Source organism: Aquitalea sp. LB_tupeE (assembly GCF_013391415.1).
Lineage (GTDB): Bacteria > Pseudomonadota > Gammaproteobacteria > Burkholderiales > Chromobacteriaceae > Aquitalea.
On sequence record NZ_JACAXB010000048.1, the window covers coordinates 1 to 15,532 of the forward strand.

Sequence of the window (15,532 nt, forward strand, 5' to 3'; positions counted from 1 at the left end):
TGGCGGCAAACAACTGGCACGCGAACACGCACAAAGCCAGCTCGACGCCGCCCTCAGCCTCAGCCAAAGCCTGGGCGACACCGCCGCCGCCCAACTGGCCGACAGCATGGAAACCGGGCCGGACGCCATCAACCCCGACAACGGCAAGGACGGCAACAAAGACAGCGGCCACCTGCAACACCACGCCGCCGCGCTCAAAGCCTGGGAAGCCGGCAGCAATACCGACAAGGAAGGCAAAACCGCCAGCAGCGGCAACAGCCCCCAGGCCGGCCAACAGCCGCTGCTCATCCTGTCCGCCCCGGCCGGCATTGCCAGCCTCACCGAACAAAGCCAGACCCTCAGCGCCGGCAGCAACCTCAACCTCGTTGCCCAGCGCGACGCCAACCACAGCACCGGCCGCCGCTGGCTACACAACGTTGGCCAGCACATCAGCCTGTTTGTGGCGGGGGTTAAGGACAAGGTGGCGCTGAAGCTGATAGCGGCGAAGGGCAAGGTGCAGGTGCAGGCGCAGAGTGATGCGCTGGAGCTGACGGCGGATAAGGATGTGACCATCACCTCCTGCAAAGAAAGGATTGTGGTCAACGCCAAGCAGGAAATCCTGCTGACTAGCGGCGGCGCTTATATCCGGCTGAAGGGCGGCAATATCGAGGTGCATTGCCCGGGGACGGTGAGTGTGAAGGGAGCGAGCCACAATCTGAGCGGGCCAGCGAGTATGGATTGGGCATTGCCAGAATACAAAAAAATCACCTGTACAGAGCAGATTGATGCTCAATTACTCACTGAGTCACATCCTGAATTATGTGGGAATAAATACGTCTATTACTGTGCCGATACAGGAAATAAACTCAAGTCCGGTACACTTGATGCTAACGGACTCACCGACCGCATACACCTACAAGGTATCAATAATATCAAGGCCCTGATTGGATCAGGAAAATGGGAAATTCTATGATGAATCATCGGCACATCTGTACTGCTATTGGCATATTTTCGTTAATTTCTTTCAATGCGTATGCGGCCAATCAGCCGGAAGATACAGCCGTGGAACTGGGCTGGAATACACTGAATGTTCATGTCAATCAAACTCTAGCCAGTACAATTCCTGGCCAATACTCTATAAAAAACCTCTTCAGTGCAGATCCTGCCAGAGCGTGGGTATTCCATGCAGAAGAGCAGTACCCCAAAGCAGAAATCATCAAGAACCCGGCAATATTGACCTTGACACTGACCAAGCCGAGTTCGTTATTCGCTATTGTGCTCTCCCCGGGATACAGTAAATCAACGGCAACCCAATTCCAGAATGCTTCGCCTAAAAGTGTTATTGTTAGTCTGTACCGACAGAATGACACCAAGCCTTTTGAAAGCCGCCGCTTTACCTTAAGCTACCATGCTCGCGAATATTCGCTCCCACAACTAAAAAAGGAGCTGAAGAATGTAGCATTCACTGATCAGACCGATGACCGTATCACCGGCAAGTCTGAAAACCTGCTAAATTCGGCTGAGCGCATGTTACTGATCAATCCTGATAACGCACAGATTGCCAAAGTCGAGCTGAAAATCACGACTATGGAACACGGAGCCAAGTATACTGATCTTGCCATCAGTAAACTCAAACTATTTGACCGACAAGCACATCAAAATAGTGCAGAGTACCGGCTAAATCACTTCATCATGAATGAGATGAATAACGCAGCAAAAAAATTGAACGATTCACCACGATGTATTAGTTACACGGATAGAAATCCCTGGCCGAAACTTAACAATTACGCCTGCTCAGGCCCTGCTGCACAGTTACTGCAGGGTCAGGCCGATCAGGGCACAGCGGATGTCATCCTCACTCGCAAAGACATTGCAACACAGCAGTATCAAGTCCCTTTTTTCATCGCGCTAAGCGATGCTCAGTCAAGTATTGCCGCAGGAAAGAAATATCTGCGAGTGTCGGCTGGTGATATTGCCAATAGCGAGCTGATTCTTAGCAAAGATTCTGCCAACCAACTACAGGCACTGTCGGGCCTTACGCTCACTCAAGCTTTTCAAGCTAATCGCTCGGATGGTTTAAACAAAGCCTACTTGCAGCCCCAGAATGAATCATACTATTTCTTTTCCTATTCTCGCTTGCAATTCACTCCAAGCAACAGCGGCTATAAAGTCAACATCTATGGCCCCACTGGTAGTCAGGAGGAATCATGGTTAAGCAAGTAGATAAATACAAAGATTTCGACTTTGGAAAATATAACGAAACTCAAAAGTACGACATTCTGAAAAAGCTTTTCGAACATCATGCTGCTGCCAACGGGAAGAATAATATCTCCGGCTTCGCATTTGAAACAGAAAATGGTCGTGTCAACCTTATCGGTGCTCGAGGTTTCACCAAAGGCAAGGTAGTAAAAGACAGCAATAAGGTCTTCGATGACACGCTATTTGTGGTATACAAGGATGCATCTGGTCAAAAACGGGTGTCAGAGTTCGAATTCAACACAGAACCATACAGCAAGCAAAATGGTCAGCTGGCCGGACGGGTATTGATCAATGGCCTGTACCAATACAAGTTGGGCAACCACAAGATATCGTCCTATCACAGCCATGCCAGCCTGGCAGAAATGGAAAGAACGCACCACTTCGCCCAACGCCACAACTACCGAGCCCTGAGAATTGTCAAAGGACTGGCCTTTCGCGCCCAAAATACTGGCAGCGCCAAAGCTCCGGAATACGAATTTAGCCCGAACAAACCGGATGCACCGTCGACGACCAACGAGCACAACATCCACTATGGAGGCGAAGGTCCTAACAATAGCACTCGTAACTGGAGTGAAGGGTGCCAGACAGTCAAGGGACTGGACAACTACATCCGCTTGTTGAAAATCTTGGAACAGGATTACAGCCTTGTCGGCACCATTAATAACGAGCTGGTTGCCAAACCCGCAACCGACGGGAATCGCGCCGTAGTGTATGCACTGCTGGACGGACATCAGATCGCAGATGAGACCAAAATCCAGGTCAAGTTCCTGGATCGTATTCTGCAACCAATGGTAGATGTCTGGTATGAAATTCGTCATGGCAATCAGACCATCAGAGGTAAGACTGATCATGATGGCGATACCGTTGCTTTATTCGGCCACGACCCCAATAACAAGATTGGCATCAAAGTAAAGGGGCCTGTAGGCAATGCCAAGAAACTGCCGCCAGTACAGACTGATGAAAACGTATTTCACAAATACCTTTGTGTGATTAGCCCCAAAGTATTGTGCGATGGTATGTCGCGACCGGACGGGGATCATAAAGAACCGGACATTGAAAAGACCCAATCAAAGACTCACAAGCATCACAACAAAGAGCGTAAACCTGTATCCAAAATAGAGGTGCCGAAAGATCGCAATCCCTTAGAGAAGCCGATTCCTGATGATGAGTTTGAGGACTGCAATGCACTGAGCCTGGAACAGATTAAAAGTATCATCAAAGACAATAATCCGGTACTGGTCGATACCTACAAGGCCGACGAAATGGTATATAAAGCAGCCCAGAACTACAAATTGAATCCAAAGGTGCTGCTAGCGACAATGAAACAAGAGCAGGGCTGGGCAAAAAAAGGTGGATATAACAAATTAATGGGTGTAGGGCCAGGGGGAGCACCCTCATCCCTTGGAGTTGCAGAATCTATTGAAAAGTCGGCAAAAATTTATCGTAAAAGATTTGATGAAGGAAAAAAGAAATTAACATCATTTCCAATAAATTACGACCCCGAATCTGCTGAGCAAGATGCAGTTGGAAAATCCGGAATAAAAATAAGCAAAGAAGACGCTAAAGAAATTAAAAAGGGATATTTATACACACCACGAACTGCATCCGAATATGCAAAGCTCAGATACACGCCCTGGACATATTTTCCAGTCCAAAATAGCAGACCCTATGACACATGGGTAAAATACTTCAGGAGTTTTAAAAAATGAAATTAAAGACCATATTAACCATCATTGCCCTTACAAGCACGACCACTACATTTGCATGTGATTTGCACGAATGGAATACGACAATAAAAAATGGAACCATTGAATCTGTTACCAAATTCATAAAGTCCAATAATTGTGAAATAAACCAAGAACTGGACAACCTATCCAAGACGCCGCTAGTCTATGCTATTGAAAACAGAAACATGGACGCGATCACTGCAATAGTAAATGCCGGAGGTGATGTTAATTACGATGGATATGATGGGAAAACACCACTCTACTATGCAATAAACAGTAATCAAATACAGAGTGTGAAATATCTAATTTCACACGGCGCAAATACGAATTCATTCACCCGGACTTCCGAAATAACACTGCTCATGTTTTCGATTTTAAAATCAACGCCAGCCATAACGGCTTACTTAGTTTCACATGGAGCATCACTTAATGAACAAGACAAATACGGTCAAAAGCCTGTTGATTACGTAAAAAAACTGGCAGCACCACTGCGAGCCCCCATGTACAGAGCACTACAAAAACAACAATAGCTTAAAAAATACCAACACATGCCATGGCCTATCGTGATACATGAGCACCAGGCAGGCCTGGAGTGGAATTTAGCAGCAATACACTATATATATTAAAAATTGCAAATCAACAAAGACAAAAAACTACAATTTTTGTATAAAGTACTGAAAAATTAAAACCCATCATCAAGTCATTTTGAAAAACACAGAAACAGCAAGCAAAATGAAAAATCTTATCCGTGTAAAAATACTGATTACAGGTATTTTTACATCATTACAAATCACAGCAGCACCACTATACGTTGAAAAGAATACGACAACTCAATGCGGAGGCTTACACCTTAGCATCAGCATGTCATGTCAAGCATCAGGCGATGCATTCACGGCAGGACTAAGAAAAAAACAAACAACCCACCAAGAGATCAGGCTCATAGTACACACGAGACGCTATCACATAGAAATGAAGAAGGACATCCGAATGAAACAATAGGAAAAACGAAACCAGACTCTACAGCAATTGCAAAAATTTTATTTCCGATTGCCGGACACGACAGGAAAAGCTACAAAGCAGGAACTCCAGGAGAGTTTGGACATCGACGTACAAAAGTTCGAAAACATGCCGGTTGCGATATATATGCAGCAGCAGGTACGCCGATACGAGCAGTTGAAAATGGAACTGTTCTTTTCACACATGCATTTTACTATCGAACTGACGAGGTCACAGTTGACCATGGCGGATATATAGTTCGCTATGGTGAGGTTGATCCAGAAAGTATCAATGTCAAAATTGGTGACAAAGTCAAACGTGGTCAAGTAATAGCCAATGTTGGACAGCTTATAACTCCAAGCGGAGAAAAGTACAAACAATGCATGCTACATTTTGAGATGTATTCATCTTCAACCCCTATCAAAAATGCAATGCTGACAAATGATTCTAAGCCATACTGCCGAAGATCAGACCTCATCAACCCAACTGCAACACTGGATGCTGCCGATGACTAAACGTTTATTTATTTTCATGCTTTCCCTAGTCGCCACGATTGCATCAGCTGAAAAATCCCTGGCCTCTAGCTTCAGTTCTGACATTTTCTACAATTACATTGCCAACCCCAAAGAGTTAGTCGGAATCAGGAGTGCAAATTTCATTAAACAAATAAAGCTAAACTGTGAAAAAAATATTAATAGCGACAGCTTCCCACAGAACAGAAGCTATCAAAATATTTACAATTGCCAAATTGAAAATGCAAATTACCTAATAGGATTAAACGAATATATCAAAGACAAAAAAACAATAAGCGATTATTTTGGCCTAATCACAGATGAGAACAAGCTCTTTGAGATTACACAAAAATTGAAACGCGCCTGTGGAAAAGGATTTCCGCTTGACGATACAAAAAGACTTGCACATCGGACTGGATGGACCGAAAAAGCGAACAACAATTACGATATAAGCATGGAGATTGGAACCTTAAAAGCCGAGAATAAAACATTCTTGCAATTACATCTTGAAGAAAATGGCGCACCATAACCTTAAGAGAGTGAAATGAAGAAACTAACTGTTGCCATACTTATGTTTGCTACATCCTTTTTTTCAATCGCAGACTCACAAAAGGTGCAATCACCTTCACAGGATGAGTCGGTATCTTATCATTGCAGTCAATCCACATGTTCTGCCTGGATTGACCGTCATAGTGATAGGTTGTTCTTTTTTAAAGACCTCCCCATTAATGCTGTTACAGCAAAATGGATATCATCAGACATAGCTCAAGTATCATTCTCATGCGGAAGCCCATGCTCTGTAAGCTTCTTTTATAAAAAATCCAAAGGTATTTCAAAAGACATTCATGATATTCTTGCGGTTAACATACCAAATGAATGCGCCTTAATACCTACTGACGATGGAATTGCCACCATTTATCTATTTGATAAAAACCAAGACAGAACGCTGTGGCACGTAAGATACAATGATAGAAAATTTGATTTTAACACTCAGTCGGCCACACCATTCTCAACAATAAAAGCAAAATTCAATACAGATAACACCTTGGAGTTGAATTACCAAAACAACAATAACTCTTTAATTAACAAAAAAATTAAAAACCCATGCACTATTAAATAATCATTCGAAACTATTTTCACATTAATTACAAAAATAAAAAACACATTGAACATTTAATTTGCCGAACATATAGCACATGGAGAGATTTCCATACAAAATCACAAGCAGACAAAATCCAGCCGCCTTGAAAGATAAATTCGATGTCAAAATGATAATCACACCTGGAGAAAGATCAAAAACTGGAATATAGTCGCAAAAATAGTTATAAAACTGAAATTCATCCCATCCCTTTTAATCACCAAACAATTAAGATAATAAACCAGAAACTGCCTTATCACTTTATATATCCATCAAGAGTAGCATCCAACTTAGAATTCACGACAAAGTGCATGGCAACAAATTTTGACAAATGAAAGCTAAAACCCTCACCGACTCTTCCGAATTTAGCTATGAAAACTACTATTGAGCCCGCTGAGTTTATTTTAAATGCTTGAATCCCTCCTCCCCTATTACGAGCGCGAGCTTGGCCATTTACGGGAATTGTCCGGCGAGTTTGCCCGCCGCTACCCGAAGATAGCCGGTCGGCTGCAGATGGAAGGCGACCAGTGTGCCGATCCGCACACCGAGCGGCTGATCGAATCGTTTGCGCTGCTGGCGGCGCGCATCCACAAAAAGCTGGATGATGATTATCCAGAAGTGGCGGAAAGCTTTCTGAATGTGCTGTACCCGCACTATCTGCAGCCCATTCCCGCCGCCACCATCGTGCAGCTGGAGTGCGACCCGGCACGGCCGGAAATTGCGCGCCGCTACCGGGTGGAGCGTGGCCAGATGGTGCAGGCACCGGCCATCAACGGTGTGGTGTGCAAATTCCGCAGCGCTTATCCGGTGGACCTGTACCCGCTGTCGCTCAGCGAGGCGCGGCTGGAGCTGACCAGCGGCTCGCCCTATTTGCGCCAGCTGGCACCGGACGCAGCAGCAGTGCTGACGCTGGAATTGCACACCCACGGCGGTTTGCCGGTGAATGCCATCGGTCTGGAGTCGCTGCGCTTTTTCCTGGATGGCGAGCCGGCACAGATGCACCTGTTATATGAGCTGCTGCTGGCCAATGTCCGCCGGGTGCAGGTGAGCGATGGCAGTGAAGACCCGGCCCGTACCCGGCAGCTGCCCGCGTCTTGCATCAGCCCGGTGGGTTTTGGCCGTGATGAGGGTATGCTGGAGTATGACGAGCGTTCTTTTGTCGGCTACCGGCTGTTGACCGAGTACTTCTGCTATCCGGACAAATTCCTGTTTGTCGACCTTGGCCAGCTGGACAAGGCTGTGGCGCGGCTGGATGGCGAACGGCTGGTGCTGCGGGTGATGCTGGACAAATATCCGGATGGCGAACGTTACAACCGCTTGCTGACCCAGTTGGGTGCCCAGCATCTGAAACTGGGCTGCACGCCGGTGGTGAACCTGTTCCGCCATGCGGCGGAGCCGATTCGGGTGACGCATCAGAAGTCGTCCTATGCAGTGACCCCGGATGGTCGCAAGCCGCATGCCTATGAGGTGGTGCAGGTGCGACGGGTGCAAAGGGTGGAAAAATCCGCCGAGGGCGAGCGCAGCGAGGAAGTGCCGCCCTTCTATGCCATCCGCCATGCGGTGCAAGACAAGACACCACGCTTTTACTGGCATGCCAGCCGAGAGGATTCGCCGCATCAGGGTGACAAGGGCAGCGATCTGGAAATCCACCTGGTGGACCTGGCCTTCCAGCCGGTGCGCCCGGCCAGCGAGGTGCTGAGCCTGGAGCTGCTGTGCAGCAACCGCGACCTGCCCGAGCAGATTCCCTTTGGCGGCAGCCAGGCGACAGCACGCTCGGACTTCAGCATTCCCGGCCATGCGGTGGTCAAGCGGGTGCGGCTATTGCGCAAGCCGGGTGCCACCCAGCGCAGTCCGCTGGGGCGGGCGGTGCAGTGGCGGCTGATTTCGCATCTGTCACTGAATTATCTGTCCATTGTGGATTCCGGCGTGGAAGCGCTGCAGGAAATGCTGACCCTGTACAACCTGACCGATTCCGCTGCCAATACCCGGCAGATTCAGGGTATTGCCGCCGTCAGCAGTGGGCCGGCCGTCACCCGTGTCGCCGGGCGCGACTTCACCGGTTTTGTCCGTGGCAGCGACATCCGGCTGACACTGGATGCCGATTATTACGTGGGGGGCAGTGTGTATCTGTTTGCCTCGGTACTGGAGCGCTTTTTTGCGCTTTATTGCGCGCCCAATAGTTTCACCCGCCTGCATGTCGACAACGTGCAGGACAAGGAGGAGGTGCTGACATGGCCAGCCCGAGCCGGCGAAGCCCTCGTGATTTGAGGCAGGAACTGGCGGCCGATGCCAGCCAGTTCGGTTTCTTCCAGGCGGTGCGCCTGCTGGCGCTGTCGGGCCGCAAGCGTACTGGCAACAAGCGGCGCTTGCCTGCCGAGCTGCGCTTTCGCACCCTGGCCACCCTGTCGTTTCCACCCAGCGAGCTGGCAGGCTACAACCCGGCAGCGGACGCAGACCCCGTGGCGGACGACAGCCCCGCCACGGCGGAAATGACGGTCAGTTTCATGGGGCTGACCGGCCCGTCCGGTGCCCTGCCCACGGCCTATACCGAGCTGCTGCTGGAGCGCAAGCTGCGCCACCGCGACCATGCCATGCATGCGTTTTTCGATATCTTCAGCCACCGGGCGACGGCGCTGTTTTACGAAGCCTGGCACAAGTACCGTTTTTGGCTGGATATGGAGGCAGGCGAACGCGATGGCTTCACCCGCCACCTGCTGGACCTGGGCGGCACCGGCCTTTCCACCCTGCGCCAGCAAATCGGGGCCAGCATGGCGCTGGACGAAAACCTGTTTGTTTACTTTGCCGGTTTGCTCAGCCAGAAGCCGATGTCGGCGCAGTCGCTGGCCACGCTGATTGAAAGCTTCTTCGGGGTAAGCGCCCAGGTGGAGCAGTTTGTCGGGCAATGGATGTTTCTGCCGGAATCCGAACAAAGCCGACTGGGCGACCAGGCGTGCGAATTGGGCATCTCCCTGCTGGCAGGCAACCGGGTGTGGGACCGTCAGACCAAGCTGCGCCTGCGCCTGGGCAGCATGAATGCAGAACGCTATGCGGCGCTGCAGCCGGGTGGCGATGCCGCCGCAGCGCTGCGCGCCGTGTTGCAGTTTGCCCTGGGGCATAGCCTGGCGGTGGAGGTGTGCCTGGTACTGGAAAAAGCAGCCGTGTCGCCGCCGTGCATGTCCGCCGACGCCCCCTTGCTGCTGGGCGGCAACTGCTGGCTGGGGCCACAGCCGCAGGACCCGGACGATATGCGCTATGTCTTGCTGCACTGAATGACCCGGCCCGAATCTTGATTCTCATTACTGGAAAACCACATGTCGGTATCACTTAAATCTCTGATCGAACGCCTTACCCCCGCTGCACGCCAGGCACTGGAACAAGCAGCCAGCCGCGCACTGGGTCGCACCCATTTCGAAGTGGAAATCGAGCATGTGCTGCTGGCCCTGCTAGACCAGCAAGACAACGCCGCCCTGGCCGCGCTGCTGGCGCTGGGCCTGCCCATCGACCAGCTGGGCCGCGAGCTGGATGCCGCCCAGGACAGCTTCCGCAGCGGCAATACCCGCAACCCGGTGCTGTCCGCCTGGCTGCCGCGCTGGCTGGAAAAAGCCTGGTTGCAGGCCAGCATGGAATATGGCGAAAGCGATATTTCCACGCTGGATTTGCTGCTGACGCTGTGGCGTGACGATGCGCTGCGCAACGCAGTGCAAGGCAGCTCGCGCACACTGGCCGCACAAGACAGCAGCCTGCTGAACGGGGCGTATCGCGAATTGCGCCGTCATGGTGGTGAAGGCAGCGCCAGCCCGGCCAGCCAACAAGCAGAAGCCGCCGCACAAGCCGACGATAGCGGCGACACCTCAGCAGCACCGCAACGGCCGCGTGGCAATCCGGCACTGGACAAATACACGGTGGACCTCACCGCCCAGGCCCGCGCCGGCAAGATCGACCCGATTCTTGGCCGCGACAGCGAAATCCGCCAGATGATAGACATCCTGATGCGTCGCCGTCAGAACAACCCCATCCTGACCGGGGAACCCGGCGTAGGCAAAACAGCCGTGGTGGAAGGCCTGGCGCGCCAGATTGTGCTGGGAGAGGTGCCGGACACCCTGCTGGGCGTGACCCTGCGCACGCTGGATCTGGGCCTGCTGCAGGCCGGTGCCAGCGTGAAGGGCGAGTTTGAAAACCGCTTGCGCCAGGTCATCGACGAGGTCAAGGCCAGCCCGGAGCCCATCATCCTGTTCATCGACGAAGCCCATACGCTGATTGGCGCAGGCGGTGCCGCCGGCCAGAACGACGCCGCCAACCTGCTGAAACCGGCACTGGCCCGCGGCGAGCTGCGCACCATTGCCGCCACCACCTGGGCCGAGTACAAGAAATACTTCGAAAAAGATGCCGCACTGGCACGCCGCTTCCAAGTCGTGAAGGTGGAAGAACCCGCCCCCGACATGGCAGTACAAATGGTGCGCGGCCTCACTGCCGCCATGCGCCAGCACCATCAGGTGGATATTCTGGACGAAGCCATCCGCGCAGCCGTGCATCTGTCCAGCCGCTACATCACCGGCCGCCAGTTGCCTGACAAGGCCATCAGCGTGCTGGACACCGCTTGCGCCCGGGTGGCGCTGTCCCGTGCCGGCAAACCGGCTCCGCTGCAGGATATCCAGGTGTTGATTGACAATGCCGAGCGCGAAATCGACGCGCTATCGCGCGAGGAAGGCCACGCCGAGCGCATTGCCGAACTGACCACCCGACTGGAAGCCCTGCGTCTTGATCTGGATGCCTTGCATACCGCCTGGCAGCAGCAACAGCAGCTGGTGGATGAAATCGAACAGCTCAAACAGCAAACCGATACGCCACGCCCGGCAGGCAAGAAGCCCAGCCCGCTGCAACAAAAACGCCTGGCGCTGCGCCAGTTGCAAACAGACCAGCCGCTGGCCTTCGAATGCGTGGACGAAAGCGTGATTGCCGACGTTATCGCGGGCTGGACCGGCATTCCGCTGGGCCGCATGGTCAGCAACGAACTGGAACAAGTGCAAAAACTCGGCCAATTGCTGGCAGAGCGGGTCATCGGCCAGGATCAAGCGCTGGCGCAGATTGCCGAGCGGGTACAAATTGCCAAGGCCAACCTGGAAGACCCCGGCAAGCCCAAGGGCGTGTTCCTGCTGGTGGGGCCGTCCGGTGTGGGCAAGACCGAAACCGCGCTGGCACTGGCCGAAGCACTGTACGGCGGCGAGCGCAATCTGGTCACCATCAATATGTCCGAATACCAGGAAGCCCACAGCGTATCCGGCCTGAAAGGCTCGCCGCCCGGCTATGTCGGCTACGGCGAAGGCGGTGTACTGACCGAAGCGGTACGTCGTCGCCCTTACTCGGTGGTGCTGCTGGATGAAGTGGAAAAAGCCCATCCGGACGTGATGGAACTGTTTTTCCAGGTATTCGACAAGGGCGTGCTGGAGGACAGCGAAGGCCGCGAAGTGGACTTCAAGAACACCATCATCCTGCTCACCTCCAACGCCGGCACCGACCTGCTAATGCGCGCCTGCGAGCACGGGGTGACGGTAGAAGGCGAAACCCGCGACCCCAGCGCGGCCGACCTGGTGGAAATCCTGCGCCCCACCCTGCAACAGGCGTTCAAACCGGCACTGCTGGGCCGACTGGATATCGTGCCCTACTTCCCCATCAGCGACGATGTACTGCACGCCATCGTGGCCCTCAAGCTGGAGCGCATCCGCAACCGCATCGCCGACAACCACGGCGCCAAGGTGGAGTTTCCAGCCACACTGGCGGCCACACTGGCGGCCCGCTGCATGGATGTGGACAGCGGCGCGCGCAATGCCGACGCCATTCTCACCCGCACCCTGCTGGCTCCCATCTCCTGCGACCTGCTCAGCCGCATGGCCAGCGGCAAGCCGGTGAAGAAGATTGCCGTCTCGCTCAAGGGTGAGGATATCAAGGTCAGGTTGAGCTAAGGGCAGATGCCATGTTGAGATTGCTTACCCTGTTTGGTGGCTTCACCGTTGGCTGGTGGAGCCTGTTATGGCTGGTGCTGCCGCTCAGCTGGCAGCGCATCAGCCCCTCGGCCATGCTGTTGCTGCATATCGTGCCGCCGGTGGCGCTGACGCTGGGACTGCGCTGGTGGACGGCGCGCAAAGAAAAGAAGGCCGAAGCCGAACGCCAGCAGGCAGAAGAAGCCGCTGCCGCAGAGCGTGACGCAGCACGCGCAGAAGCGCGCCGTGTGCATCAGGCCGCACTGGCGGAACGGCAGCAAACCATCGCTTGCCGCTGGCTGCGCTGCACCGCCTTGCCGGTGGGCGAGGAACCCGCCTGGCTGGACGATACCGATGAGCATTGCCAATGGCTGACGCTGGACAGGGATGAACTGGAGGAAGACGAGCTGCTCGCCGCGCTGGCCGCACCGCAGCGCGAAGCACTGGAGGCCTTGTATCTGGCAGCACCCGGCGCGGCCTGGCTGCCGGTATACACCGAGGTGATTCCCACACAGTCCGGCATCGAACAGCTGGCGGCACTCAAAGCCGTGCAGCACGAAGCCGCCACCCTGGTGCTGGACAGCACGGCCCCCGCCGTGGAGTGCCGCTTCCTGCCCGGTCACGGCAGCGTGGCCGAACGTGCACGGCAACTGCTATTGCAAAACGCCGACTGCCCGGGCCTGGTAGTGCTGGCTGCCGATGCACCCGTTCTGCCGCTTGCCGATGAGGACGACTTCGATGCCACCCCCGACCCGGAACTGGCCTGGCGCGGCAAACCGGGCTTTGCCCTGGCCTGCCTGTTATTCCTGCGTCAGGGCCTGCCCTGCGAAGACGTGGGCAAACATACGCCCGCCGCAGATACACAAGACCCCTACCAGCCCTATTGGGAAAAGCCGCAGACCAGCCAGTACAGTGCCGACTGGGGCCCGGTGCCGCCCAGCCGGCAAGCTACGCTGGCAGGCTTGCCGGTACTGGCTGAACTGACGCAACCCACCCAGGGAGCAGCCGCATCCAGCCGGGCCATGCAACTAAGCCGCCAGTTGCAACCCATGCTGGACAATGCCCTGGTCAATGCAGCACTGCTGGACTACCCCTTCAGCGAAGAGGATGCCCAGCCAGCGGCCAACCGGGCCAGCAGCCTTGGCTGGCTGGTGCACAACAGTGGCGAGGTGCAGGTGGGCGGTGCCCGCCTGTCGGCCCTGTCCGGCGCACTCAGCCGCCATCAGGTAGAACTCCACCCGATAGACCAGGCCAGCAATAGCGTGCGGGAATGGGGAGATACCGGTGCAAGCACCGCAGCCTTGCTGTGCGCCAGCGCCATCACCCACTGCCATGCACTGGCCGCGCCGGTGCTGCTGGCACAATTCGGCCCGGACGAAGCAACGCTCAGCATGGCCAGGCCACCATTGGAGGAAATGTCATCGTGAAACGCGTCATTCGACTGGGCGACCCCACCGACCATGGCGGCAATGTCGTCAGCGCCGCCGCCAGCACCACATTGTTCGGCAAACAGATTGCCTGCCTGGGCGATGCCGTAAGCTGCCCGCGCCAGGGCCATAGCAACTGCACCATCGTAGAAGGAGACGGCAGTTGGCTGGTAGGCGGTAAACCCGTGGCACTGGAAGGCCACAAAACCAGCTGCGGCGCAGTACTGATTTCCACTTTGCCGGACGTTGGCAAAGGCTGATCACCCATTTTCGGAACCACTATGCAAGATACTATCGAAGCCCTGCTCAGCCCCGTTGCCGGGGACAACCCGGCCGGTGAAGACCTGGCCTACTCTGCCCTGTTCGACCAGATTCGCGAAGCTCGCCGCAGTGACGACCCGGCACTGTCCCAGGGCGACTGGGAGCAAACCCTCAAGACCGCGGAATGGCCCCGCGTAATCCGCCAGTGCGAAGCCGCCTTTACCGAACAAAGCAAGGACCTGCAACTGTTGGTATGGCTGGCCGAAGCCTGGGTGCGCCAGCATGGCATCAGCCGTCTGAGCGATGGCCTGGCCCTGCTCAACGGCTGGACCGCCCGCTTCTGGCAGAACGGCTACCCGGAGCTGGACATGCAAGACCCGGACGAACGCGTGGGCAAGCTGGAATGGCTCAACCAGCAGCTGACTGCCGCCATCCGCAGCGCGCCGCTGCTCAAGCCGGAATTCGGCGGATATAGCTGGCAGGACTGGCAGGAATCGCGCGAGGTGGACAATCTGGGCCTGAAAAACCCCGAGGCACGCGATGCCGCCGTGGCCGAAGGCAAGCTGGCGGGAGAAACCTTCGAAAAAGCGGCCACCCAGTCCGGGGTCAACTGGTTTTCCGGTTTACACGACCAACTGGTAAAGGCGCTGGATGAATACGAAAAGCTGGAACAACAAATCGACAGCCTGCTCGGCCAGCATGCACCCAGCCTGGTGGAAATCCGCAACGCCATTTACGCCTGCCAGGATCTGGTCCTGCGCTATCGCAAACAAAATGGCGGCCCCGCCATCGTTACTCCGGCCGCCGTGCCGGAAGAAAGCAGCACCATGGCACCGGTAAGCAACAACACCACCGTGCAACACGCAGCAGCTGCTGTTGCCTTTGACGGCCAGATTCGCAACCGGGAACAGGCCGTGCAAATGCTGGGTGAAGTGGCTCGCTACTTCCGTGCCCACGAGCCGCACAGCCCGGTCTCCCTGCTGGCTGAGCGCGCGGCACGCTGGGCCGAAATGAGCCTGGAAGAATGGCTGCAACACGTCATCAAGGACGACTCAACCCTGAGCCAGTTACGTGAACTGCTGGATTGTTAAGCCGCCAGGGCATTGTTAATGGTATGGATTGAGCCGCCGCAAGGCCGCTGCGGCCAAAAACAAGCCAGAGCAACCACCCCGCAGCGCGGGGTGGTCACCAGAATGGCCAGTTCCGCGTACGAAACCGCCATGTTCAATGCCTTGGGCGATTCCTTTGTATTTAA

At 54.4% G+C, this 15,532-nt stretch carries 13 protein-coding genes; all 13 read left to right on the top strand.

The window, feature by feature from the left end; all coding sequences use genetic code 11:
* Nucleotides 1-952: DUF2345 domain-containing protein (locus HWX34_RS20765; RefSeq protein ID WP_178974070.1), on the top strand; the 952-nt coding region annotated here is incomplete at its 5' end.
* Entirely contained in the window at nucleotides 949-2,202 is a 1,254-nt protein-coding gene (locus HWX34_RS20770; RefSeq protein WP_178974071.1) for a hypothetical protein, read from the top strand. The genes HWX34_RS20765 and HWX34_RS20770, both read left to right, overlap by 4 nt.
* Nucleotides 2,187-3,947, top strand: coding sequence for a hypothetical protein (locus HWX34_RS20775; protein WP_178974072.1), 1,761 nt, complete (start codon nucleotides 2,187-2,189; stop codon nucleotides 3,945-3,947). The genes HWX34_RS20770 and HWX34_RS20775 overlap by 16 nt, the downstream gene beginning before the upstream one ends.
* Nucleotides 3,944-4,495 (top strand): ankyrin repeat domain-containing protein, encoded by a 552-nt coding sequence (locus tag HWX34_RS20780; protein ID WP_178974073.1) that lies wholly within the window; start codon nucleotides 3,944-3,946, stop codon nucleotides 4,493-4,495. The genes HWX34_RS20775 and HWX34_RS20780 overlap by 4 nt, the downstream gene beginning before the upstream one ends.
* 336 nt (nucleotides 4,496-4,831) lie before the next feature.
* Entirely contained in the window at nucleotides 4,832-5,476 is a 645-nt protein-coding gene (locus tag HWX34_RS20785; protein WP_178974074.1) for a M23 family metallopeptidase, read from the top strand.
* Nucleotides 5,469-6,002 carry a hypothetical protein gene (locus HWX34_RS20790; protein WP_178974075.1) on the top strand — a complete coding sequence of 178 codons (534 nt, stop codon included), beginning with the start codon at nucleotides 5,469-5,471 and terminating at the stop codon, nucleotides 6,000-6,002. The genes HWX34_RS20785 and HWX34_RS20790 overlap by 8 nt, the downstream gene beginning before the upstream one ends.
* A gap of 15 nt (nucleotides 6,003-6,017) precedes the next feature.
* Nucleotides 6,018-6,593 carry a hypothetical protein gene (locus tag HWX34_RS20795; protein ID WP_178974076.1) on the top strand — a complete coding sequence of 192 codons (576 nt, stop codon included), beginning with the start codon at nucleotides 6,018-6,020 and terminating at the stop codon, nucleotides 6,591-6,593.
* Between the two features lie 426 nt (nucleotides 6,594-7,019).
* Nucleotides 7,020-8,879: a type VI secretion system baseplate subunit TssF gene (tssF, locus tag HWX34_RS20800; protein ID WP_178974077.1), complete on the top strand. Its 1,860-nt coding sequence runs from the start codon at nucleotides 7,020-7,022 to the stop codon at nucleotides 8,877-8,879.
* Complete coding sequence (gene tssG, locus HWX34_RS20805; RefSeq protein ID WP_255497688.1) at nucleotides 8,876-9,880, top strand: type VI secretion system baseplate subunit TssG; 1,005 nt, start codon at nucleotides 8,876-8,878, stop codon at nucleotides 9,878-9,880. Before tssF ends, tssG begins: the two co-directional genes overlap by 4 nt.
* 42 nt (nucleotides 9,881-9,922) lie before the next feature.
* Nucleotides 9,923-12,571: a type VI secretion system ATPase TssH gene (tssH, locus tag HWX34_RS20810; RefSeq protein ID WP_178974079.1), complete on the top strand. Its 2,649-nt coding sequence runs from the start codon at nucleotides 9,923-9,925 to the stop codon at nucleotides 12,569-12,571.
* Nucleotides 12,572-12,582: 11 nt separating this feature from the next.
* On the top strand, nucleotides 12,583-14,016 hold the full coding sequence (locus HWX34_RS21460) for a hypothetical protein (RefSeq protein WP_178974080.1): 1,434 nt from the start codon (nucleotides 12,583-12,585) through the stop codon (nucleotides 14,014-14,016).
* Nucleotides 14,013-14,276: a PAAR domain-containing protein gene (locus HWX34_RS21465; RefSeq protein ID WP_178974081.1), complete on the top strand. Its 264-nt coding sequence runs from the start codon at nucleotides 14,013-14,015 to the stop codon at nucleotides 14,274-14,276. Before HWX34_RS21460 ends, HWX34_RS21465 begins: the two co-directional genes overlap by 4 nt.
* A 21-nt stretch (nucleotides 14,277-14,297) precedes the next feature.
* Nucleotides 14,298-15,368: a type VI secretion system protein TssA gene (gene tssA, locus HWX34_RS20825; RefSeq protein ID WP_178974082.1), complete on the top strand. Its 1,071-nt coding sequence runs from the start codon at nucleotides 14,298-14,300 to the stop codon at nucleotides 15,366-15,368.
* Nucleotides 15,369-15,532: the final 164 nt, after the last annotated feature.

Bases quoted from the DNA above. Each gene is read 5' to 3' on its own strand.
- HWX34_RS20785 (WP_178974074.1), top strand. From the start codon at position 4,832: ATGTCAAGCATCAGGCGATGCATTCACGGCAGGACTAAGAAAAAAACA.
- HWX34_RS20770 (WP_178974071.1), top strand. From the start codon at position 949: ATGATGAATCATCGGCACATCTGTACTGCTATTGGCATATTTTCGTTA.
- HWX34_RS20780 (WP_178974073.1), top strand. From the start codon at position 3,944: ATGAAATTAAAGACCATATTAACCATCATTGCCCTTACAAGCACGACC.
- HWX34_RS20795 (WP_178974076.1), top strand. From the start codon at position 6,018: ATGAAGAAACTAACTGTTGCCATACTTATGTTTGCTACATCCTTTTTT.
- HWX34_RS21460 (WP_178974080.1), top strand. From the start codon at position 12,583: ATGTTGAGATTGCTTACCCTGTTTGGTGGCTTCACCGTTGGCTGGTGG.
- HWX34_RS20775 (WP_178974072.1), top strand. From the start codon at position 2,187: ATGGTTAAGCAAGTAGATAAATACAAAGATTTCGACTTTGGAAAATAT.
- HWX34_RS20790 (WP_178974075.1), top strand. From the start codon at position 5,469: ATGACTAAACGTTTATTTATTTTCATGCTTTCCCTAGTCGCCACGATT.
- tssA (WP_178974082.1), top strand. From the start codon at position 14,298: ATGCAAGATACTATCGAAGCCCTGCTCAGCCCCGTTGCCGGGGACAAC.
- tssF (WP_178974077.1), top strand. From the start codon at position 7,020: ATGCTTGAATCCCTCCTCCCCTATTACGAGCGCGAGCTTGGCCATTTA.
- tssH (WP_178974079.1), top strand. From the start codon at position 9,923: ATGTCGGTATCACTTAAATCTCTGATCGAACGCCTTACCCCCGCTGCA.